Here is a 21,900-nt window from a genome sequence, read left to right on the forward strand (position 1 = left end):
CCGGGGTACGGGGGGAGGGACCGGGCGGAGCCACCGCCCGGTCCCTCCCCCGTTCGCCGTCCGGCCCGGGCCGGCAGGTCGGGCCGCTCACGGGCACCTCGGCGGCCGTCACGGCCGCACAGCACGCGTCCGACTGGAATCATGAGAGCGGCTCCGTCCCGGTGCCAACAGGATCGATCACCGCACTCCCGCCCGATCGGCCACCGGAGCGACACACCGACGGAAGGGACGGCCAGGATGTGGCCCGTCCCGAGATGTGTCGTCGAACTACGTGCCGCACCTGCGGCAAGGCCGGTTGCGCGGGGTGCGGCATGTACGTCGACCAGGTGCTGCTTCGAGGTGCAGTCCCGCAGTCGGGTGACGCCCTGCCGGGCGAGCCGGCGTGCGAACTTGAACCACTGGTTGACGCAGTCCCGCATGGCAGTCACGCCGTCCCGCGAGGGCCGCAAGCGCCACATCGCCACCGACAACCTGGTCCTGGTCCTGGTCGTCACCGCCGCCGGAGCCCAGGACTCCGCCGGGAGGCGAACAGGTCCTGGACGCCCTCGCCGTCCGGTGGCCCACCGTGACCAAGGTGTGGGTGGACGCCGGCTGCAACAACGCCGTGGTCAAGCCCGGCGCCGCCCTGTCCATCGACATCGAGGCGGTCGCCCGCGACAAGGAGCAGAAGGGCTTCGTCGTCCAGCCGATCCGCTGGCGGGTCGAGCGGACCTTCGGGGTCATGTCCCGGTACCGGCGGATCCACCGTGATTACGAGGAACTGCCGGACCGGTCACGCTCAATGATCCACTGGGCCATGGTCAACCCCATGACCGCCCGCCTGAGCACCAGCCCCGACGAAGTCGGGCAATACCTCCGCCCGAAACCGCCTGCAGCTGCCTGATTCAGTATCGAACGCCCTCTTGTGGCGTGTCAGCGAACAGGCCGCTCCTGGTAGGGGCTGTGCATGGTGAGGCGGCGGATCTCCAGGTCCTGTTCCAGGTAGTCCATCCGGCGCTCCCAGAAGTCGCGCAGGTGGGGCAGGGCGAGGTGGGCCTCCAGGTCGGCCTCGCTGCGCCAGGCCTCGTAGAAGACGAAGACGCCCGGGGCGTCGCGGTCCTCGTGGAAGTGGTACTCCAGGCAGCCGGGCTCCCGGCGGGTCGGTTCGACGAACGACAGCAGCAGTTGCCGCAGGTCGTCGACGCGCTCGGGCTTGGGGCGGGCGGTGCCGACGAGGGTGAACGGGGCAACAGCCGGATGGCCAGCCTCCGGCGCACCGACCTGGAGCAGCGCTTCCCCGGCCTGCTGGCGATCCTGACGGCGGAGGAGCAACCGGAGACGTAGGAAGGACACCGGCCCGGCCCCCTGGTGGGAGGGCCGGGCCGGTGCCGCGGGGGGTCACGGGGTCACAGAGGTCACGGAGCCGGGCTGAGCTTCTTCCAGGGCCGGCCGCCGTTGGACTCCGCCGTCCCGGGGGCGACGGTGGTGTACCACTGCGCATACCAGTAGAAGCCCTGGTACTTGACGAACGCGGCCGTCGAGGCGGCCGGGTCGCCGGTGAGCAGGTGGGTCTCCCGGGTGGTGGCGCCGCCGGACACCTCGATGTCGCTGCCGCCGGCGGAGCGCAGCTTGAACAGGCCGTTGTGCTTCGGTGCGCCGGGGGCGCCCTCACTGCCGTTGTCGGCGATCGGGACGAGCCGCCACTTCTGCTCGTTCCGCCCGTCGCACGGGAGGGAGGCGAGGTCCTGCCGGGCGGCGGTGGCGGTCAGGCACCGGCCGCCGCTGCCGATCGTGTAGAGCCCGCCGCCCGCCGGCTGGACGCGCCAGTACTGGTTGGGGTTCTGCTCCATCGCCTCGACCAGGTGCGCCCGGGACTGGTCGGCGAAGTTGTCGATCATCATGGGCTTCCCGGCCGGGCTGTCGCCGTACTCGAACTGCCAGCCCTTGTCGCCCTTGTCGTACATCCGCCACAGCCGTCCGCCGTCGGGCCGGTAGACCTGGCCCTGTCGCCAGTCCGGGGCCTGGCAGGAGCTGCCCGCGGCGGGGGTCGGCGGGGTCACCGTCCGGACGTCGCGGCGCTGGTCCCCGGTGGAGCCGAACTCGCGGCCGCCGATCCTGAACGTCACATTGGACGGCCCGGTGACCGGAAGGTAGTACTTCAGGTCGATGTCCCGGGACTTGCCCGGCGCCAGGTCCTCGCAGTAGCCGAGGGTGAGGGTGAGCCGGTGGAAGTCCCCCTTGAGGCCGCCCGTGTTGGGGCCGGTGTGGCCGGGTGTGAGGCCCTTCATCTCCTTGTAGTCGTTGTCCTTGACGATCGGCGGCATCGAGGTGGGCAGGTCGAGGGAGATCTCGGTGCCCTGGGCGAGGGTGACGCCGGAGTTGTTGGAGATCCGCAGCTTCGGCTGGACGGGGTAGAAGTCGTCCTTCCCGGTGGGGAATTCCACCAGTTCGGCCTTCACGTCGATCACCTCGGCCGGCTGGGCCCGCCCGCCCGCCTTGGTGCTGCCGGCGGCGCCGGCACCCTTGAAGGCGTTGTCGAGGCGGGTGGTCAGGTCGTAGCCCATGCCCCATTCGCCGCCCGGGCGCTGGGCGTAGTCACCGGCCAGTTCCCAGATCATCGCGCCGCCGATGCCCTTGTCGACGATGTACTTCGCCTTGGCGTCGAGCGACTTCTCGTTCTCGGTGGACAGGAACACCTTCTTGGCGTCGTTCCACAGCCAGGGCGCCTGCAGCGCGTCGGAGTACTTCGGCGCGTAGGTGCCGGTCAGCTGCCCGGACGGCAGGTTGGTGTCGACGCCGTAGGAGCGCAGGTAGCCGGGGGTGCGGCCGTCCTGGAGGTTCTTGGTGTGCCACAGCGGGTTGGACCCGGCACCGACCTCCCGCTCGTTCTCCAGGTCGTGCCAGATGTTGTCGATCCCGACCGCGCCCAACCCGCAGGACTGCGCGTTGGCGGGCCCACGGCCGCCGGTGCCCAGCGGGCACTGCGCCTGGTCCGGCATCGTGGCCGTGCCCCACAGCCCGTCGGTGCCGCCCTGGACGTCGCGCCAGCCGCGCGAGTAGTACGGGATGCCGAGGTTGATCCGGCCGGCCGGCAGGGCGCCGCGGTAGTAGTGGTAGGCCCAGTCGGTGTTGAAGTAGCCCTCCTTCTGGAAGTCCTTGGTGTTGGGCGCCTGGTCGTTGTAGATCCCGGCGTCGGCCAGCTCGTTGTCCCGCCCGTCGTCGTACAGCGGGGCCTGCGGGCCGACGAACTTGTTCCAGGAGCCGTGCAGGTCGTAGGTCATGACGTTGACGAAGTCCTGGTACTGGAGCGCCTGCCCGGCGTCCAGCCCGCGCACGAGGTAGCCGGAGGACGACCCGGCCGAGGTCAGCAGGTAGTAGCGGCCCTTGCCCGCGCCGGCCCGGTCCAGCTTCTCGCGCAGGGTCTTCATCAGCGCGTTGTAGGACTGCTGGAGGCCCTTGCGGCGCGGGTTGGAGACGTCCCAGTCCAGTGGGTTGCCGGTGTTGGGGAGCGCGGTCGGGTACTCGTAGTCGATGTCGACGCCGTTGAACCCGTACTGGTCCAGGAAGGCGGTGACGGAGTCCGCGAAGGTGTCGATGCCGGCCTGGTTGACCGAGCCGTCGGCGTTGGTGGTCATCGCGTAGAAGTTGCGCGTGCCCGCCCAGCCGCCGACCGAGATCAGCGTCTTCACCGCCGGGTGCTGCTTCTTGTAGGTGTTCAGCAGGTTGAAGTGCCCCTTGTACGGCAGCGAGCCGTCCATGGCGTTCTTCTCGCCCGGCCAGGTCGTACCGGTCGCCGGGTTGGCCGGGTCGTTCGGGTCGCCGATGCTGATCCGGTTGTCCTTCACGTCGGCGAACGCGTAGTTGACGTGGGTGACCTTCGACCAGGGGATGTTCGACGCCAGGTACTTCGGGTCGCCCTTCTCGCCCGCGCGCCAGCCGGTGAAGTAGCCCACCACCCGCCGGGTGCGGTCGTTGCCGACCCACTCGCGGCCCGCGTTGTCGTACACGTCGCAGTAGCGCGCCGCCGTGCCCGCGGTGGGGGTCATGCCCTCGGGGCGGCAGTCGCCCGTCGTGGCCGGCTTGGTGCCGCGGGTGTCCGGGGCGGCGTCGAACGGGTCGCCCGCGTCTCCGCCGCCGGGCTGGCCCACCGGGCGGGCGGACAGCCGCCACTTCTGGGCGGGGCTGCCGGCGCAGTCCGAGATCTCCAGCTGCCGGGTGGTGTCGGAGCCGGGAACGGTCAGGCACTTGCCCGTGTTCGGGTTCTTCAGCTCCTGGCGCGCGGTGTGGATCCACTTCTGGGCGGGCGAGTCGTTGCACTCGTAGAGCTGGACGGGCGTGCCGTTGGCACTGCGCCCGCCGTCGACGTCCAGGCACTTGGACAGCGCCTGCAGCGAGCCGTCGGCCGCCACCGTCCACACCTGCCCGTCGGAGCCGGCGCAGTCCGCCAGCCGGACCGGGGTCCGGTCGTCCCGGCTGCCGCCGCGCGGCTCCACGCACTTGTCGCCCAGGCCGCGGATGGTGCCGGTCTCGGAACCGGTCCCGGCGTCCAGGAACATCCACCGCTGTGCCTTGTTGTCGGCGTCGCAGGCGGCCACGGCGAGCGCCTCGCCCTCGGCCCCGGCGGTCAGACAGCCGCCGTCGGTGCCACTCACCAGCTGGTACCAGCCGGCGCCGGCGCCCTTCGCCTGCCACACCTGATTGGTGTTGCCCTCCTCGGCCCCGACGAGATGGGTCGTGTGCGGTCCCGGGTTGTGGTCGACGACCATGCCCGGGGCCGTCGCGGCCGCGAGGCGCCAGTTGCCGCCGCCGAGCGCGCGCGTCACCCAGCGCTGGGCCGGACCGCTGTCGGGCGCCGACGCCCGGACACTGGTCCCGGGCGAGGTGTCACCGCCGCTGAGGTCCACGGCCATGCCGGTGCCCGAACGCAGCTCCATCTGCTGGCCCTCGCGCGGGTTGGTGGCGGCGGTGTCCCCGTCGGCGGGGGTGAGGACGATGTCGTCGGGGTACTCGATGTACCAAGTCTGCATGTCCTTCATGCGGTCCTCGGAGCACCCGAAGACGCTGACCCACTTCCCGCCCGAGGTCTCCCGTCCCGGGTCCTGCGTCAGGCACTTGGCGGAGTCGCCGATGGTGAGCCTGACCTTGTCGCCGTCCCCGGTCGGGACGACGGTCCAGCTTGCTTCGGCGCCGGCCAGGTACGTCCAGTTGCTGGCGCTGCCCCGGTCCAGGAAGCCGCCGTTGCGCTGCGACTGCAACGAGATCTTCGAGCCCACGTTGTGGAGCAGCCACCGCTGGCCGGGACGCCCGAGGTAGGGGCTGGTGAGGAGATAGCTGTCGGGGGCCTTCCCCTCGTCGTCCAGCACCTCGTTGGTGCGGGCGTTGCGCAGGAGAACGATGCCTTCACGCCGCGCGGAGGCATCGGGAGTGACGGCCATGCCGTCACCCGAACCGGCGCAGGTGAAGATGTACTCCTTGGAGCCCGACGCCACCCTCCCGAACTCGGTCAGGCACCGCGACAGCGCCTGCTGGCCGAACGCGTTGGGGTGGATGGCCTCCTGGGCGTCGCCCTGCCGCATGGTCGCCCACTTCTCCCAGCCCGGGAGGTAGGGGACCCAGCGCACCCACTCGGCCTTGTCCGCCGGCAGTGGGGCGCCGTTGCTGTTCGCGTTCGTCGCCTGCTGCGCGGTGTTGGCGCACAGCTCGTGTCCGGCGAAGGCGTTCTGCACGTCCAGGAAGCGTGCCCCGGCCGTCCCGGCCGCCTGGCGCAGCATCCCGCTGATCCGGGGCACGACGGAGGTGTGGGCCCAGTCCGCGTCGGCCTTGAGGAACGGGCACCCGCCCGTCGCATAGCGGCTCCGGTCGACCGTCCCGCCCTCCGAGGTCTGGCCCTCGCCGTACCGCAGTGCGTCCTTGCCGGGAAGCACGTTCGGGTAGGACTGGAGCACCAGCTCGTAGTTCGACTGTCGGGCCCGGACCATCGTGGCTCGGACCGCGGTCAGCGCCTTGACGACCTCGGCCCGTACGGTGTTGAGCCTGCCCGCGAACTCCCCCTCCTTGGCCCGGGAGCAGGGCTGTTTCAGGGTGCTGTCGGCGACGAAGTAGGCCACCCCGCAGTTCGCGACGATGCCGCTGAAGTCCAGGTCGTTGCCGCCGATGGACACCACGACCATGCGGATGTCGTAGACGGCGGCGAGGTCGGCCAGTTGCTCGACCTGTGGCTTCTCCCCCTTGAACCCGTCGGAGAGGATGTTCTTGGTCGTCGCCCCGGAGCAGGCGAGGTTGAAGCGTCGCTCCGGCGGCACGTCCTCGAACTCCGCTCCCTTGATCGGCGCCACGTCCGAGCGGTCGCACCGGTTTCCGTTGAAGTCGTAGGACGTCGCGTCGTACACGCAGTCCTGCCCCGCCTGGCACCGCGACCGCCGGTCGGTCCCCCAGACGTCCCCTTCCGGTGCCGTCAGCGCGTTGCCCGCCCACCGGCCGCCCTCACCGGAGATGTAGCTGTCACCCAGGGAGACGACGGCTGCCGGTTTCGACGTGCAGGCGTCGCCGCCCTCGTCGGCCAAGGCGACGCGGGGGGCGGGCTGGGCGCCGGCGTAGGCGGTCCTGTCGCCCCACTTCGTCTGGGGATTGCAGCCCCCCAGGGCGGTCACGGCGAAGCCCACGGGGTAGTGGTCCGAGCCGTCGTTCGCGGAATTCCTGGTGACGGTCATGCGGGTGATCGGATGGTTGGTCACCATGAAGTCCAGTCCCATGCCGCCGTTCTGGGTCCCCACCGGAGTGCCCCAAGGTTCACCATTGTTCGCGGCGTAGTACTTGTTGAAGAACCTGAAGGTCTGCGCGTCGGTGTTGAAGTCGCCGAGAGCGCGCCACGGCTGGTCGCCGACCGCGGCCTCGATGGCGTTGACCAGTTCCCGGGAGTGCGGATTCGGACTGAAATTCGTGCGGATCGCCGCGGAATGGATGTCGAAATACCACACCCCGTTGACGCGGACCCCGAAGGCCGGCCGTGACCTGATCCACTTCAGGTTGTCCGCCTCCGGGAAGATGACCCTGATGTCGGTGTTCGGGTTCGCGAGCGGGGCCCGCAACCAGATGGCCATGGACTTCTGCGCGTTCTTCTGCGTGTCCGGGTCGATTTCCTGGTCGTCAGCAGGATCCGCGCCGCCCCACATCCTCTTGTCGAGGATGTCCAGATGGTACAGCCGCCCCTCCGGACCGCTGGCCCCCTTCTTGCCCCAGTCCTTGGCGCGGATCCGGTATTTCATGATCCCTTCGCCGCGGGCGTTCTGCAGTGGATTGTTGAAGTTGTTCTGGATCTCGTCCGCCGGCTCGAACGTGTCCGGCACCGTGTTGACCTCCTGGAGCGCCACCACATCGGCCGCCGCCATGAGGCTCCCCTGGATAAAGCTCCACTTGTTGCCGCCCTGGGCGTTGAACGTGATCGCACGTTCCCCGATCCCCCGCTCCGGGACGACCGCCGCGGCCTGGCCGGGTGGCAGGAGCAGCGCCTGCAACAGTCCCGCGATCAGGGCCAGTCCCAGCAACTGACCCAAGGTCCGATACCTACCTGGGCGGCGCTGCCGCCCGTTCCGCCTTCGCATGTCCGTGTGCTCCGTCTCTCCCTGGAATCCCCCGCGCCCGGATCGTAGGAGGCCCCGGTAGACAGCCTGTCAACGTCCGTTCCGTCAGCCGGTTGTGCATCGTTCGTCTCTCGGCGGGCGTGCAGCGGCGCGGCTGCGCGACCGAGGCGATGACCGCCGTGGCGGGACGGCTCTTCGAGGACGGGGTGCGGCGGCTCGCCGCCGCTGAAGCGTCCGGGAATGGTCCCGCCTTGGCTGTGGTCAGCCTGCTGTCGAGCGTGGTCTCTTGTGAGGACCTGGACGTGGTGTGCAACGTCGATGTCGAGGTCCGGCTGACAACGGACGGCTCTCGCTGGAGACCGTGTTCGCGCTTGCCGAGGTCGAACGCATCATGCAGAGATGGTCCCGAACCGGTGAGGCGCAGGGCGGCCGCTGCTTCTCGTGCTCCGACGGCCTCGTCGTCCGGGATCCCGACATCGACAACATGACGCAGGTGCTGGCCGGCCTCCTCGACGACGGCGACTTCACACAGGTTCTCCGGCGGCTCGACGACGAATGACCGTCCGGCTCCCACTGGGCCCGGGGGCCGCGGACGCCGCGCGGCTGCGGGCAGGCTGCGGGCCTGCTCTTCAAGGCCGAAGGGAGCACCGGCGGGCGGCTCGCGCCGGTGCGGTGCCCGGCGGAGTCCCCGCCGGGCACCGCACCGAGCGACAGTCGTCCGCCCGAGTGCCGCGGTCTGCCGACCGGGGCACGGGGAGGAGGCCGGGAGCAGTCGGGGGAGCGGTCAGAGAGCGGTCGCCGCGGGCTCCTGGGACCCGGGTACGACCTTCCCGCCGCCGGCTATCGGCGGCCCGTCGACGTACCAGTTGTTCCAGTTCCCGTTCTGGCTGCGGTCCCGGGACCACATGTGGTTGTAGTCGCTGCCGCGCGAGGTGATGGTGAAGGCGCCGCCGAGGGTCTGGCGGGTGATCACGACCTTGCTCGTGAAGTAGCCGCCCAGGGAGGTCCAGCTGCTCAGCTTGTGGGAGCTGCCGCTCGTCCAGCGCGTCCACACGGCGTTGTCGGTGCCGATCACGAAGATCTCGCTGTTTCCGTCCTGGAAGCCGAAGTAGGTCACGCCGTCACGGAAGTCACCGCCGCACAGGAAGCTGCCGCCGAACTGCTTGTCGCTGCAGCGCGCGGGGATGTTGATGTCACCCGCCGAGGCGGGAGCCGCGCTCAGACCGATTCCGGCGAGGGCGGCGAGGGCCGCGACGGCGGCCTTGATCTTGTTCATGTCTGCTCCTGGTCGCTCTGGTCGGGGCCTCGTCGACCGCCCGGTGATGCCGGGGCGGGCGACCCGCCGGGCGGCCGCCCGACGGACCCTCACCGGTAGCAACGGGAGCGGCGGTCGATCGAGTTCATCGCCGGCCCGTCCACCTGCCCCGACACACGCACCCGTGCTGCAGCACGGGCCGTTTGCCCTGCTCCTCGTCGAAGTCTCTTCGTGCCCCTGCACGTTCGACCACGAGGAGTACCTGGTGTCCACGATCCACTGGACCGAGATGAACACCCCCCGTTCCGACCACTGGCATTCCGAGAGCGCGACACCGCCTCCCGGCCGGGTCATCGGTGCGGACGACCGTACGAAAGCCGCCCCCACGTCCGCCGTAGAACAAGGGGTCTACGACCCGGGAAGCAGCATGCTCGGCGGCTGCCTGCTCCAGCGCCCCGCCGGTCGGTCGAGGTACGGCCGTTTGTTCGCAGGGGAGTTCGCATGAGGTTCGCAGGGGAGTTCGGCACGGTCCGGGTATTGTCAGGAAACTTTACTTACCACTAGGCTCCCCGTCGGCGGCTTGGCGCGGCGCCCGCACCGTCGGGGCGTGACGTGCTCAGCGAGAGCTCTGACCCGGCCGCCGCGGTGGTGCGGGCCACCGCTCGGCCGGCGGGCTCGCGTGCGCGCCGGCCGGAGTCCAGCTCTCGCCGTCGTTCGAGGTCAGGGAGTCCAGGGATGCGTCCCGAAGTCTCAGTGAGGCCTGTACACATCGGAGTGTTCGCCGCCGTGCTCGTGCTGGTGGGCGGACTGTTGCTCGGCTGGTCCGGGCGGGCGGGAGCGGCGGCCGATCCGCTGCTCTCGCGGGGCAAGGCTGCCACGGCCTCGTCCACGGAGGGCTCGTCGTACGCGGCCGGCAAGGCGTTCGACGGGAACACCGGTACGCGGTGGGCGAGCACGGAGGGGAAGGACCCGCAGTGGCTGCGGGTCGACCTCGGGGCGAACGCCGCCGTCTCGCGGATCAAGCTGGTCTGGGAGGCCGCGTACGCGAAGGCGTACCGCCTGGAGGTGTCCGCGGACGGGGCGACCTGGACCTCGGTCGCCGAGGAGAAGGCGGGCAACGGCGGGACGGACGAGTGGACCGGCCTGACCGGGAAGGGCCGCTACGTCCGGATGTACGGGACGGCGCGCGGCACGTCCTACGGGTACTCGCTGTTCGAGATGGAGGTCTACGGGACCGCGGACACGACGCCCTCGCCCACGCCCACCGGACCGTCCCCGACCGGGACCACGCCGGGCGGGGCCTTCACCGTGGTCGCGGCGGGCGACATCGCCGCGCAGTGCACCGCCTCGGACAGCGCCTGCGCGCACCCGAAGACCGCGGCCCTCGCCCAGCGGATCGACCCGAAGTTCTATCTGACGATGGGTGACAACCAGTACGACGACGCCAGGTTGGCGGACTTCAAGGCCTACTACGACAAGACCTGGGGCGCGTTCAAGGCGAAGACCCACCCCGTCCCCGGCAACCACGAGACCTACGACCCGGCCGGTTCGCTCGCCGGGTACAAGTCCTACTTCGGCAGCATCGCCTATCCGCAGGGCAAGAGCTGGTACAGCTTCGACGAGGGCAACTGGCACTTCGTCGCCCTCGACTCCAACGCCTTCGACCAGAGCGCCCAGATCGACTGGCTGAAGGCCGACCTCGCGGCGAACGGCAAGAAGTGCGTCGCCGCCTACTGGCACCACCCGCTGTACTCCTCGGGCGGGCACGGCAACGACCCGGTCTCCCGGCCGGTGTGGCGGATCCTCTACGACGCCAAGGCCGACCTGGTGCTCAACGGGCACGACCACCACTACGAGCGGTTCGCCCCGCAGGACCCGGACGGCAAGGCCACCGCGGACGGGATCGTCGAGATCGTCGGCGGGATGGGCGGCGCCGAGCCCTACCCGATCGAGCAGATCCAGCCGAACAGCCAGAAGCGGATCAGCGGCGAGTACGGCGTGCTGAAGCTCGACTTCACCGACTCCGGGTACGGCTGGAGCTACGTCGGCACGGACGGCAAGGCCAAGGACACCAGCCCGACCTACAGCTGCCACTGATGATGTACCTGGCCACCACCGGCCGCCGTTCGGACGCGCCGCCCCGCCCCGTCGGGGCGGGGCGGCGCGTCCCCGGTACGGTCGTCGCGCTCGGCGCGGTCAGCCTGGTCACCGACATCTCCTCGGAGATGGTCACCGCCGTGCTGCCGCTCTACCTGGTGCTGGGCCTCGGCCTGTCACCCCTCCAGTTCGGCTTCTTCGACGGGCTGTTCAATGGCGCCACGGCGCTGGTCCGGCTCCTCGGCGGGCGGCTCGCCGACCGCGGCGGCGGCCGCCACCGGACCGTCGCCGGGGCCGGCTACCTGCTCTCGGCCCTCTCCCGGCTCGGCCTGCTGCTGGCGGGCGGGGCGGCCGGCGGGATCGCCGCCGCGATGGCCGCCGACCGGCTCGGCAAGGGCGTGCGCACCGCCCCCCGGGACGCGATGATCACGCTCAGCGCGCCGCCGGAGGCGCTCGGCCGGGCGTTCGGCGTGCACCGGGCGATGGACACCACCGGGGCGCTGCTCGGTCCGCTGGTCGCGTTCCTCGTCCTGTGGGCGACGGCGGACGCCTACGACGCGGTGTTCGTCGTCAGCTTCGCCACCGGCCTGCTCGGCGTGGTGGTGCTGAGGCTGTTCGTCCCCGCCGACCCGGCGGCGCCGACCGCCCTCGCCAGGTCGGTCCCGGCCCCGAAGCCCGTCCGGGCCTTGAAGCCTGCCCGGGCGGCCAAGCCGGCCAAGCCGGTCAGGACCGCGCCCCGGGTGCTCGCCGACCCCGCCTTCCGGCGGGTGGTCGTGGCCGCGGCCCTCCTCGGCGCCGCCACCATCGGCGACTCCTTCCTCTACCTGCTGCTCCAGCGCGGCCTCGACCTCCCGGCCGCGCTCTTCCCCCTGCTGCCGCTCGGCTCGGCGGCCTGCTACCTGCTGCTCGCCGTCCCGGCCGGGCGGCTCGCGGACCGGAGCGGACGGCGGATCCCGTTCCTCCTCGGCCACGGCGCCCTGCTCGCCGCCTACCTCACCCTGCTGGCCCCGGCCGGACCGGCCGTCGCGGTGCTCGTCCTGGTCCTCCTCGGCGTCTTCTACGCCGCCACCGACGGCGTGCTGATGGCGCTGGCCGCGCCCGCGCTCCCGGCCCACGGCCGGGCGAGCGGGCTCGCCGTCCTGCAGACCGGCCAGGCCCTGGCCCGTCTGGTCGGCGCCGCCGGCTTCGGCGCGGTCTGGACGTGGTGGGGCCCGCGCCCTGCCCTGGCCGCGGCCGCCCTCGCCCTGGCCGCCGCCCTCACCGCCGCCTGGCGGATCCTCCCGGGAAGGAAGGCCCGATGAAGTCCCGCTCGACCGTGCTGATCCTCGCCGTCCTCGTCCTCCTGGGCGGCTCCCTCGGTTATGTGCTGCACGCCCGGCAACGCGGCGGTGGGCCGCAACTCGTCGCGGCGGAAGCCTCGTTCAGCCTGGAGGAGCCCGGCCTCTACTACCGCGACACCGCCAGTGGCCGGGTCGCCCGCAGCCCGGGCGGCGCGCCGGACGGCCCGTCCTGCGCCCGGTTCTACGCCGCGGGCGAGCGGGCCCTGTGCCTGCGCGCCCTGCCCGGCACCCCGGCCCGCACCGAGGCGGTGGTCTACGACCGGCGGTTCACCGAGCTCCGGAAGGTGACCGTCCCCGGCATCCCCAACCGGGCCCGGGTGTCGCCCTCCGGCCAGGTGCTGTCCTGGACCACCTTCGCGGTCGGCGACTCATATGCCGCCGGCCGGTTCTCGACCCGGACCTCGGTCCTCGACCTGCGCACCGGCTATCTGATCAAGTCCGTGGAGGAGATCCCGCTGACGATCGGGGACAGCCGCTACCACGCCGCCGACATCAACTACTGGGGTGTCAACTTCGCGGCCGACGACAACCGCTTCTACGCCACCGTGTCGACGGCCGGCCGCACCCACCTGGTCGAGGGCGACCTCAAGGCCTGGTCGGCCCGCACCCTGCGGGAGAACGTCGAGTGCCCCTCGCTCTCGCCGGACGGGACCCGGATCGCCTTCAAGAAGAAGGTCTCCGCCGACCCCGTCGCGCCCTGGCGCCTCTACGTCCTCGACCTGGCCGACCTCCACGAGCACCCGCTCGCCGAGACCCGGAGCGTCGACGACCAGGCCGCGTGGCTCGACGACAGCACCCTTGCCTACGCCCTCCCGGCCCACGGGGGGAGCAAGGCCACCGACGTCTGGTCCACCCCCGCCGACGGCAGCGGGACGCCGAGCCTCGTCCTCTCCGGCGCCTCCTCCCCGGTCACCGTGCCGCCGACGTCACCGGTGCCGCCGACGTCACCGGTGTCGCACTGACCGACCTTCGAGCCATCTCCCGCCCGTCCCCGCGCCCGTCCCCGCCGCCCGGCGGGTCCGGGCGCGGCGGCGTCTTGGCAACGGGCCGCCCGCCGTGCCACTGTGCGAAGGCGGTCGGCCGGTCGGTCGGTCGGCCGGTCGGGCGGGTCCGCGGGACCGGGCGCGTCCGGCAGGTTCGGCAGGTCCGGCGGGCGGTGCGGCCGGCCCGGGCTCACCGGGGTGGGTGCCGGCCGTGCGGCGGGGTTTACGCACGGCGTCCGGGTTCGTGATCTCGTGTTAACGCCGTCTTCCTACGGTGCCGGTGGTGGGCCTCCTCACCGTCGGACGGCACGGACCGGCAGGACCGAGGCCGGAGATCGCTACCTGAGAGGGAGCCGTGGTGACGGTACCGGACCCGAAGCCCGTCCAGCGTGTGCGCACCGTCTGCTCGTACTGCGGTGTCGGCTGCGGCATGCTGCTCGACGTGGCCGTCGACGGGGCGACGGGCCGGCGCACCGTGGTGAAGTCCTCCGGGGACCGCGACCACCCCGTCAACGGTGGCCGGCTGTGCACCAAGGGCGCCACCACCGCCGAGATGCTCGCCGCGCCCGGGCGGCTGGGCACCGCGCTGGTCCGGGCCGAGCGGGGAGCCGAACCCGTGGCCGAGGACGTGGACGCTGCCATCTCCGCGACCGCGCGCCGGCTGCGGGCGGTGCTCGACGAGCACGGGCCGGACGCGCTGGCCTTCTACGTCTCGGGCCAGCTGACGCTGGAGGCCCAGTACCTGGTCAACAAGCTCGCCAAGGGCTTCGTCCGCACCAACCAGATCGAGTCCAACTCCCGGCTGTGCATGGCGAGTGCGGGCAGCGGCTACAAGCTGTCGCTGGGCGCGGACGGGCCGCCCGGCTCCTACCGGGACCTCGACCACGCGGACGTGTTCCTGGTGATCGGCTCCAACATGGCCGACTGCCACCCGATCCTGTTCCTGCGGATGATGGACCGGGTCAAGAAGGCGGGCGCCAAGCTGATCGTCGTCGACCCCCGGCGCACCGCGACCGCCGACAAGGCCGACCTCTTCCTCCAGATCCGGCCCGGTACGGACCTGGCGCTGCTCAACGGACTGCTGCACCTGCTGGTCGAGAACGGCGACACCGACCCGGCCTTCATCGAGGAGTTCACCGAGGGCTGGGAGCGGATGCCCGGCTTCCTGGCGGACTACCCGCCCGCCGAGGTCGCCCGGACCACCGGACTCGCCGAGGAGGACATCCGCGCCGCCGCCCGGCTGATCGGCGCGGCGGCGGAGTGGACCAGTTGCTGGACCATGGGGCTCAACCAGTCCACCCACGGCACCTGGAACACCAACGCCCTGGTCAACCTGCACCTCGCCACCGGCGCGATCTGCCGCCCCGGCAGCGGCCCGTTCTCCCTCACCGGCCAGCCCAACGCCATGGGCGGCCGGGAGATGGGCTACATGGGGCCCGGCCTGCCAGGGCAGCGGTCGGTGCTGGACCCGGCGGAACGGGCCTTCACGGAGGAGCTCTGGGGCCTGCCGCCCGGCACGCTGCGCACCGAGGTCGGCCGGGGCACCGTCGAGATGTTCTCGCGGATGGCCGAGGGGGAGATCAAGGCGTGCTGGATCATCTGCACCAATCCGGTCGCCTCGGTCGCCAACCGGAAGACCGTCATCGCCGGGCTGGAGGCGGCCGAACTCGTCATCACCCAGGACGTGTTCGCCGACACCGAGACCAACGCCTACGCCGACGTGGTGCTGCCCGCCGCCCTCTGGACCGAGACGGAGGGGGTGCTGGTCAACTCGGAGCGCGGCCTCACCCTGGCCCGTCCGGCCGCCGACCCGGTCGGCGGGGCGTTGCCGGACTGGCGCATCATCGCCCGGGTGGCCTGCGAGATGGGCTTCGCCGAGGGCTTCGACTACGGGAGCGCGGAGGAGGTCTTCGAGGAGCTCAAGCGGGCCTGGAACCCGAAGACCGGCTGGGACCTGCGGGGCGTGAGCTACGCCCGGCTGCGGGACACCCCCGTGCAGTGGCCGGCCGCCGATCCGGACGGGCCGGAGCGAAACCCCGTCCGCTACCTCAATGACGGCGTCAGTCAGACGCTGCTGGAGCGGCCGGACGGAAGCCGGCCGAGGCTGGCCTTCCCGACCCCGTCCGGCCGGGCGGTGTTCTTCGCCCGGCCGCACCTGCCGCCCGCCGAACTGCCGGACCAGGACTACCCGTTCTGCCTCAACACCGGTCGGCTGCAGCACCAGTGGCACACCCTCACCAAGACCGGCCGGGTCGCCGCGCTCAACCGGCTCGACCCGGGCCCGTTCGTCGAGATCCACCCGCAGGACGCGGAGGCGCTCGGGGTGGTGGACGGCGACCGGCTGGAGGTGGCGTCGAGACGCGGGCGGGCCGTGCTGCCGGCGGTGGTCACCGACCGGGTGCGGCCGGGGGACTGCTTCGCGCCGTTCCACTGGAACGACCTGTTCGGCGAGTACCTCAGCATCAACGCGGTCACCAGTGACGCGGTCGACCCGGTCTCGTTCCAGCCGGAGCTGAAGGTCTGCGCGGTCGCGCTGCGTCCGGTCGCGGCGCCGGTCCCGCCGGAGGAGGGTGTGGAGTGCACGCCAGCGGCCGAGCCCGTGCCGTCGGCGGAGCCCGCGCCGTCGGTCGAGCAGCGGTCGGTCGAGGGGTCGCAGCTCGCGGCGCTGGCCGGGCTGCTGGGCGTCGACTCGGTCGAGGCCCCGCTGTTGACGGCCGCCGAACGCACCTACCTGGCGGGCTTCCTGGCCGGTGTCCCGGCCGCGCCGGCCGGGGCCGCCGGGGTGCCGGTACTGCCGGCGCAGGCGCCGGTCGACCCCGAGCGGGCGCGGTGGGTCAACGGCCTTCTGGCCGGGGCGTACTCCCGACTCGCGGCGGGGGTGGCGGGGGCGCTCGGACCGGTGGGAGCACCGGAAGCTGCCGAGGACGCGGCCGGGCCGTCGGCCGTCCCGGAACCGGGGCGGACCGTGACCGTCCTGTGGGCCTCGCAGACGGGCACCGCCGAGCGGATCGCCGCCGCGGTCGCCGAGCGCCTGAGCGCCGAGGGCTGGCAGCCGCTGCTGCTCGCCATGGACCAGGCCGGGCCTGCCACCCTGGCGGCCGGGACACCGGTGCTCCTGATCACCAGTACCTTCGGCGACGGCGAGGCCCCCGACAACGGCGCCGGCTTCTGGGAGGCGGTGCTCGCCGACGCACCGCCGGACGCCGAGGGACTGCGCTACGCCGTGCTCGCGCTCGGCGATTCGAGCTACAGCGACTTCTGCGGCCACGGGCGCCGCCTCGACCGGCGGCTCGGGGAGCTCGGCGCGACCAGGATCGCCCCGCGCGCGGACTGCGAGCCCGACTACCAGGACGCGGCCGACCGGTGGTTGGAGCAGGTGGTGGCCGCCCTGGCCACCCCGGCCGATCGCGGCACCCCCACCGCCCCGCCGTCGTCGCCGTCCCCGCCGTTCCCGCCGTCCCCGCCGTTCCCGCCGTCGCCGGCGGCCCCGGCGACCGTCCCCGTGCCCCGGACCGGGTACTCCAAGGAGTCGCCCTTCGGCGCCCGGGTGACCGGCAACCGGCTGCTCAGCCTGCCCGGCTCCGCCAAGGAGGTCCGGCAGTTCGCCTTCGCCACCCGGGGCGGCGGCCACGGTACGGAAGGCGACCTCGGCTACGGGGTCGGCGACGTCCTGGGTGTCCGGGCCCGGAACTGCCCCGAGCTGGTCGCCGAGTGGCTGGCCGTCACCGGCCTCGACCCGGACGCCCCCGTCACCGTCCCCGGCGCCGGGGAGCTCCCGTTCGCCGAAGCCCTGGGCGGCCACCTGGAGATCGCCAGGATCACCCCGGACCTGCTCCGCTTCGTCGGGGAGCGGTCCGGCGACCGCGCCCTCAAGCGGCTGCTGCGGCCGGACAACACCGGTGAGCTGGCCAAGTGGACCTGGGGCCGGCAGGCCGTCGACGTGGTCGGCGCGCTGGCGGTACGGGCCGGGGCCGCCGACTGGGCGGCCGTGCTGAAGCCCCTCCAGCCCCGGCTGTACTCGATCTCCTCCAGCCCGCTGGTCCACCCGGACGAGATCAGGGTGACCGTCTCGGTGGTCCGCCACCCCAACGGCGCCGGCCGGATCCGCAAGGGCGTCTGCTCCACCTACCTCGCCGACCGCGCGACCGACGGCCCGGTGCCGGTCTTCGTCCGGCCCACCGCGCACTTCCGGCCCCCGGCGGACCCGGTCACCCCGATGATCATGATCGGCCCCGGCACCGGCGTCGCCCCCTTCGTCGGCTTCCTGGAGGACCGCCGGGCCCGCGGCCACACCGGCCCCAACTGGCTGTTCTTCGGAGAGCAGCGGCGGTCGACGGACTTCTACTACCGCGAGGAGCTGGCCGACTTCCGGGCCTCGGGCCACCTGGACCGCCTCGACCTCGCCTTCTCCCGGGACCAGCGCAACAAGGTCTACGTCCAGGACCGGATGCGCGAGCACGGCCTCGGACTCTGGGACTGGCTGCAGAACGGCGCCCACCTCTACGTCTGCGGCGACGCGGCCCGGATGGCCAGGGACGTGGACGGCGCGCTGCGCGAGATCGCCCGCACCCACGGCGGCCTCACCGAGGAGGAGGCCGCCGTGCACCTCAAGCAGCTGGCCGCCGACAAGCGCTACGTGCGGGACGTCTACTGAGCCCTTGGTGCACCCCGCCGTTCGGCCGGGCGGTCCGGTCCCCGGGACGGAGGGCGATGACCCCCTGAGGCGGACGGCCGGTTCCGGATCGGCAGCGTGACCAAGGTCTTCGTGTCGACGGTGCTGCTCCAACTGGTCGGGGAGGGGCGGCTGCGGCTGGACGACCCGGTCGAGCGCCACTTGCCGGGGGTCGTCCCCAACGGCGCCGCGATCACCGTCCGGCAAGGTCACCGGCCGCACCTGGCAGCAGGAGGTGGAGCGCCGGATCGTCCGGCCGCTGCACCTGGGGGACACCGTCTTCCCCGGCTCCGGGACCGGCCCCGACCTCCCGCTCCCCGGCGTCACCCGGTCATGAAGTCCCCCACCCGCAGGGCCCGCCGCACGATCCGGACATCGCCGATGTACCCGTGGAACACCTTGTCCAGCACCCCCGCGTACGCGTAGCCGCCCACCATCCAGGGGCGGCCGAGGGTGGCCAGCCCCACGGCCGGCGTCGCCGGGTTGCGGGCCACCTCGCAGCCGTCCACGTACATCCGGCTGAGCTTGCCGTCGTTGACGACCGCCACGTGCCACCAGCGGTCCAGCGGCAGCTGGTGGCCCCAACAGGTCGACGCCCCGGTCTGGTTGATTGGATAGACGCACCACTGGAGCGCGGGCGCCTCGGAGAGGCTGAGCGTCACGACGGGCTCGTCGGCATCCGTGCCGGGGCCGCTCCGGCCCGCCTCGGCCGCCGTCCCCCAGCGGCTGAGCAGGGCGGACCAGCGGCTCTGCCCGGAGTCCCAGTCGGCGGGCAGCTTGCAGAACGCCTCGACGGTGAAGCCGCGTTCGAAGGTCTCCCGGTTCAGCGGGGCGTTGGGCGCGGTCTGCAGATAGGTGCCGCGCACCGGTGAGCGGGTGCCCTTGAACAGCAGGCTGCCGTGGCCCGGCTGGTCCGGGTGGTGCTCCGAGGACCAGCTGAGCCCGCCGTCCGGGGTGCCGGGGGCGCTCTGCGGGTACAGGTCGTTGCCCTGCCCCGTCAGGTCCTTGACGACCTGCCGGGCCGTGACCGCGGTGCCGTCGCCGCCGCCCTCGAAGCGCCAGTACGCGGCGGTGTCCCGGACCAGCAGTTCGGAGGCCCGGCGGGCGGGGCGCGCCGGGACGGGCGCGAAGCCCGCGAAGCGCCGGTCGAAGTCGATCGAGAGCGAGAAGCGGTCCACGTCCGAGGTCAGCTCGACCTGCTGCGCGGCCAGGGTGTTGCGCTCCTCGGCCGCGATCTCCTGGATCCACGGCGAGTAGGTCGACACATCGACGGTGTTGCGGTCCAGGTCGAAGCGGTACGCCCGGATCATCGCGGCGCCGCCGTAGTAGCGGTCCTGGTAGTTGGTGATGTGGACGTGCACGTCGTGGCCGGCCCTGTTGGTCAGCACCGTCCGGCCGGGCGGCCAGTAGTGGCCGTTGACGGTCAGGAAGATCTGGTCGTTGCCGCTGATCAGCCGCTCCCAGAGCTGCCGGCCGTAGCCGGACAGCTCGGCCCGGCCGCCGTCGTCGGCGTACGCCAGCTCGTGGGTGGTCAGGATCACCGGCACCTTCGGGTTGGCGGCGATCACCGCGTTGGCCCAGGCGAAGCCCGCGTCGGACAGCCGCCAGTCGAGCGAGAGCAGCATCCACGGGCGGCCGCCGGCGGTGACGATGTGGCAGGTGTTGTAGCCGTCCGGGCTGGAGCTGTGGTGGCCGGAGGTGCGGGCGGCCCGGGCCGGGCCGAAGGTCTCCAGGTACGGGGTGCTGCCGCGCCGGTCGTCGGTGGAGGAGCGGACGTCGTGGTTGCCGGCCAGTACGCCGTAGGCCGCGCCGGCGTCGTCCAGCAGGCCGAACACCTTGCTGACGGCGGCGAATTCGGTGGGGAGCCCGTTCTCGGTGACATCGCCGAGGTGGGCCAGGAAGACGATGTTGTCGTCCGTCCCGTCCTCGTGGTTGACCCCGCCGTCGAGCACGTGGCGGATCGCGGCCTCGACCGGTGCCGGGTGGATCCGGTCCTGGTCGAACAGGTACTGGGTGTCCGGCATGACGACCAGGGTGAACCGGCGGGCGTCCGGGTCGGGCTGCCAACGCTGCTTCCCGGCGGGCTTCCCGGCCTTCCCGGCTGCCGCGCCGGACGGGTCGGACCCTCCGGCCGGTCCGGGGCCGGCCGCGTGGGCGGGTGCCGCGCCGAGCAGGCCGAGGCCCGCCGTGCCGACGCCGGCGCCCAACAGGCCCGCCCCGCGCAGGAACCGGCGGCGCCCGGCCGCGGCGGGCCCGTCCCCGTCGAGCTCGGCGGTGCGCGGGCACTCGCACGGATGCCCGGACTCGTGGTTGTCGTGCATGTTCGCTCCCGGAAGTGGTGTGGCCCCCGACCGTAGGTACCGGGTCTGGTCGGAGATCATCGGCCGGGCCACGCCCCGCTGAACAGCGGCCCAACCCGTCGGGGCGCTGCACGGGGCACTGCTCGGGCCGCTGCCCGGGACGGCTGCCGGGAGCTGCCGGACCGGCCGTCAGTCCTGCCGCGGGCCCGGCTCCGCCAGCAGCGCGTGGGCGGTGGCGAGTTCGGCGTGGGTGGCGTGCGCGGCGGCGCTGAGGTGCTCGAAGCTGCCGGGGCCGATCGGGATCCGGACGGGCAGCGGGCCGGGGCTGTCGGCGAGGCGGAGCACCTCGCGGGCGAAGTCCTCGGGGCGGCCGATGCCCGGCAGGGCCGCCATGCCGCGCAGTTGCTCGCGCATCGGCTCGGTGGTCGCGCGGTAGGCGGGGGAGCGGCCGGCGGCGTCGGTCACCGAACCGCCGTAGTGGGTGGCGTAGCCGCTCGCGGCCAGCGCCGCGACCCGGATGCCGAACGGAGCCGTCTCGGCGGCGAGCGCCTGGGTCATGCCCTCCAGCGCGTGTTTGCCCGTGACATAGGCGGCCAGGCCGGGGAAGGCGGTCCGGCCGGCGAGCGAGGAGACGTTCAGGACCAGCCCGCCGCCCTGCGCGCGCATCACCGGCAGCACCAGTCGGGCGAGCCGCCAGGGGCCCACGACCAGGGTCTCCAGCTGGTCGCGGAGTTCGTGGTCGCCGACCTCCTCCACGGTGCCGAACACGCCGTTCCCGGCGTTGTTCACCAGGACGTCCACCCCGCCGAAACGTTCCACCGCCGTGGCGACGGCCTGCTCGCACTGCTCGGGGTCGCGGACGTCCAGCGGCAGGGCGAGGACCCGGCCGGGGTGCTCGCGGACCAGGCCGTCCAGGGTCTCCACCCGGCGTGCGGTCGCCAGGACGCGGTCCCCGGCCCCGGCCGCCGCCCCGGCCAGCGCCCGGCCCAGCCCGGTCGAACAGCCCGTCACCAGCCAACGTCTTGTCATGCTCCGTGCCCCCCGTTTCGTCCCACTCGGCTCCCGAGACCGGACACCGTCCCACCCCGGCGGTCCTTCGCCCAGTCCTCCGGCAGACCGCTCCGGGGGCGCGCGGGAGCGTGACGGTCCCGCGGCCACGGGAGCGCGCGCCCCCGCCGGAGGCCGGTGGGCGTACTCAGCCCGGACAGCTGTAGTCGAAGGATGCCGTCGCGCTCAGGCTCCGGGGAGCGAGGATCTCGACGGTCGCCGTCGCGCGCAGGGCGCCGTGACCGACGAAGGACCAGCTGAGGACGAGCTCGGTGCGGTACTCACCGGACCGGACCGGTTGCAGCAGTTCGCCGGAGACGGTGCCGTCGTCACGCTGCCAGCGGTAGCGGACGGTGCCCGGGTGGCCGTCGGTGGTGACGGTCGCGGTGAACACGGCGCCGCCGTCGCACGGCGGGCCGTCCGCCGGGGTGGCGGTGACGGTGAGACCGGTCGGGGTGAGGGGAGGCTCGGCCCGGCAGCGGGCGGGCAGCACGGCGAGCAGGGCGAGTACGACGGCCGCCGGGACCAGCCACGGCCGCGTCCGGCGGCGCAGCGGGGGAGGGGGCGGCGGCGTGCCGTGCCACGCGGCCGCGACCGCCGGGGGAACGCCGGGGCCGAAGCGGCGTACCGCGGACCGGGGCGGGGCC

At 72.6% G+C, this 21,900-nt stretch carries 14 protein-coding genes; 8 read left to right on the forward strand and 6 right to left on the reverse strand.

Translation table 11 applies throughout. The annotated features are described in order from the left end of the window. Window positions 1–254: 254 nt before the first annotated feature. A complete protein-coding gene (locus tag ADK60_RS48335; RefSeq protein WP_107094563.1) occupies window positions 255–569 on the forward strand; it encodes a DUF8730 family Cys-rich protein in 315 nt (104 codons plus the stop codon). Then, a complete protein-coding gene (locus ADK60_RS09570) occupies window positions 566–883 on the forward strand; it encodes a transposase (RefSeq protein ID WP_053644836.1) in 318 nt (105 codons plus the stop codon). The genes ADK60_RS48335 and ADK60_RS09570 overlap by 4 nt, the downstream gene beginning before the upstream one ends. Before the next feature lie 29 nt (window positions 884–912). Here the strand turns inward: ADK60_RS09570 and ADK60_RS48340 are convergent, their stop codons facing one another. Together ADK60_RS48340 and ADK60_RS09580 are read right to left on the reverse strand one after the other, a co-directional pair. Continuing rightward, window positions 913–1,332 (reverse strand): putative quinol monooxygenase, encoded by a 420-nt coding sequence (locus ADK60_RS48340; RefSeq protein ID WP_502687409.1) that lies wholly within the window; start codon window positions 1,330–1,332, stop codon window positions 913–915. Between the two features lie 62 nt (window positions 1,333–1,394). Further along, window positions 1,395–7,532 carry a glycosyl hydrolase family 18 protein gene (locus ADK60_RS09580; RefSeq protein WP_159400366.1) on the reverse strand — a complete coding sequence of 2,046 codons (6,138 nt, stop codon included), beginning with the start codon at window positions 7,530–7,532 and terminating at the stop codon, window positions 1,395–1,397. Between the two features lie 388 nt (window positions 7,533–7,920). Between ADK60_RS09580 and ADK60_RS43205 the strand changes: the two genes are divergently transcribed. Then, the gene (locus ADK60_RS43205; protein WP_107094565.1) at window positions 7,921–8,118 is read left to right on the forward strand and encodes a hypothetical protein; all 198 of its coding nucleotides are present in this window, start codon (window positions 7,921–7,923) and stop codon (window positions 8,116–8,118) included. Window positions 8,119–8,343: 225 nt separating this feature from the next. Here the strand turns inward: ADK60_RS43205 and ADK60_RS09590 are convergent, their stop codons facing one another. Continuing rightward, the gene (locus ADK60_RS09590; protein WP_052709460.1) at window positions 8,344–8,835 is read right to left on the reverse strand and encodes a DUF8189 domain-containing protein; all 492 of its coding nucleotides are present in this window, start codon (window positions 8,833–8,835) and stop codon (window positions 8,344–8,346) included. A gap of 732 nt (window positions 8,836–9,567) precedes the next feature. Here ADK60_RS09590 and ADK60_RS09600 point away from each other — a divergent pair. The 5 genes from ADK60_RS09600 to ADK60_RS48345 all read left to right on the forward strand — a co-directional run bounded on the left by ADK60_RS09600 (window position 9,568) and on the right by ADK60_RS48345 (window position 18,332). Then, on the forward strand, window positions 9,568–10,911 hold the full coding sequence (locus ADK60_RS09600; RefSeq protein WP_353651733.1) for a discoidin domain-containing protein: 1,344 nt from the start codon (window positions 9,568–9,570) through the stop codon (window positions 10,909–10,911). A gap of 2 nt (window positions 10,912–10,913) precedes the next feature. Further along, window positions 10,914–12,212: an MFS transporter gene (locus ADK60_RS09605; RefSeq protein ID WP_053644844.1), complete on the forward strand. Its 1,299-nt coding sequence runs from the start codon at window positions 10,914–10,916 to the stop codon at window positions 12,210–12,212. After that, window positions 12,209–13,213: a TolB-like translocation protein gene (locus ADK60_RS09610; protein ID WP_053644846.1), complete on the forward strand. Its 1,005-nt coding sequence runs from the start codon at window positions 12,209–12,211 to the stop codon at window positions 13,211–13,213. The genes ADK60_RS09605 and ADK60_RS09610 overlap by 4 nt, the downstream gene beginning before the upstream one ends. 379 nt (window positions 13,214–13,592) lie before the next feature. Further along, on the forward strand, window positions 13,593–17,888 hold the full coding sequence (locus ADK60_RS09615; protein WP_053644847.1) for a bifunctional nitrate reductase/sulfite reductase flavoprotein subunit alpha: 4,296 nt from the start codon (window positions 13,593–13,595) through the stop codon (window positions 17,886–17,888). A 120-nt stretch (window positions 17,889–18,008) separates the two neighbouring features. Continuing rightward, complete coding sequence (locus ADK60_RS48345; RefSeq protein ID WP_502687410.1) at window positions 18,009–18,332, forward strand: serine hydrolase; 324 nt, start codon at window positions 18,009–18,011, stop codon at window positions 18,330–18,332. On the opposite strand, the gene ADK60_RS09620 is transcribed toward ADK60_RS48345, so the two are convergent. The 3 genes from ADK60_RS09620 to ADK60_RS09630 all read right to left on the reverse strand — a co-directional run. Further along, on the reverse strand, window positions 18,230–20,227 hold the full coding sequence (locus ADK60_RS09620) for a LamG-like jellyroll fold domain-containing protein (protein ID WP_053644850.1): 1,998 nt from the start codon (window positions 20,225–20,227) through the stop codon (window positions 18,230–18,232). The genes ADK60_RS48345 and ADK60_RS09620 overlap by 103 nt on opposite strands. Window positions 20,228–20,395: 168 nt before the next feature. Further along, complete coding sequence (locus ADK60_RS09625) at window positions 20,396–21,235, reverse strand: SDR family oxidoreductase (protein ID WP_053644851.1); 840 nt, start codon at window positions 21,233–21,235, stop codon at window positions 20,396–20,398. 166 nt (window positions 21,236–21,401) lie between these two features. Beyond that, window positions 21,402–21,900 (reverse strand): hypothetical protein (locus ADK60_RS09630; RefSeq protein ID WP_107094566.1); only part of this gene is annotated, 499 nt, incomplete at its 5' end.

This window comes from Streptomyces sp. XY431 (assembly GCF_001279805.1).
GTDB classification, from domain to species: Bacteria; Actinomycetota; Actinomycetes; order Streptomycetales; family Streptomycetaceae; genus Kitasatospora; species Kitasatospora purpeofusca.

What these genes read in the sequence shown, in the direction of transcription:
- ADK60_RS48335 (WP_107094563.1), top strand. Translation starts at nt 255, where the DNA reads ATGTGTCGTCGAACTACGTGCCGCACCTGCGGCAAGGCCGGTTGCGCG.
- ADK60_RS09590 (WP_052709460.1), bottom strand. Translation starts at nt 8,835, where the DNA reads ATGAACAAGATCAAGGCCGCCGTCGCGGCCCTCGCCGCCCTCGCCGGA.
- ADK60_RS09605 (WP_053644844.1), top strand. Translation starts at nt 10,914, where the DNA reads ATGTACCTGGCCACCACCGGCCGCCGTTCGGACGCGCCGCCCCGCCCC.
- ADK60_RS09610 (WP_053644846.1), top strand. Translation starts at nt 12,209, where the DNA reads ATGAAGTCCCGCTCGACCGTGCTGATCCTCGCCGTCCTCGTCCTCCTG.
- ADK60_RS09620 (WP_053644850.1), bottom strand. Translation starts at nt 20,227, where the DNA reads ATGCACGACAACCACGAGTCCGGGCATCCGTGCGAGTGCCCGCGCACC.
- ADK60_RS09625 (WP_053644851.1), bottom strand. Translation starts at nt 21,235, where the DNA reads ATGACAAGACGTTGGCTGGTGACGGGCTGTTCGACCGGGCTGGGCCGG.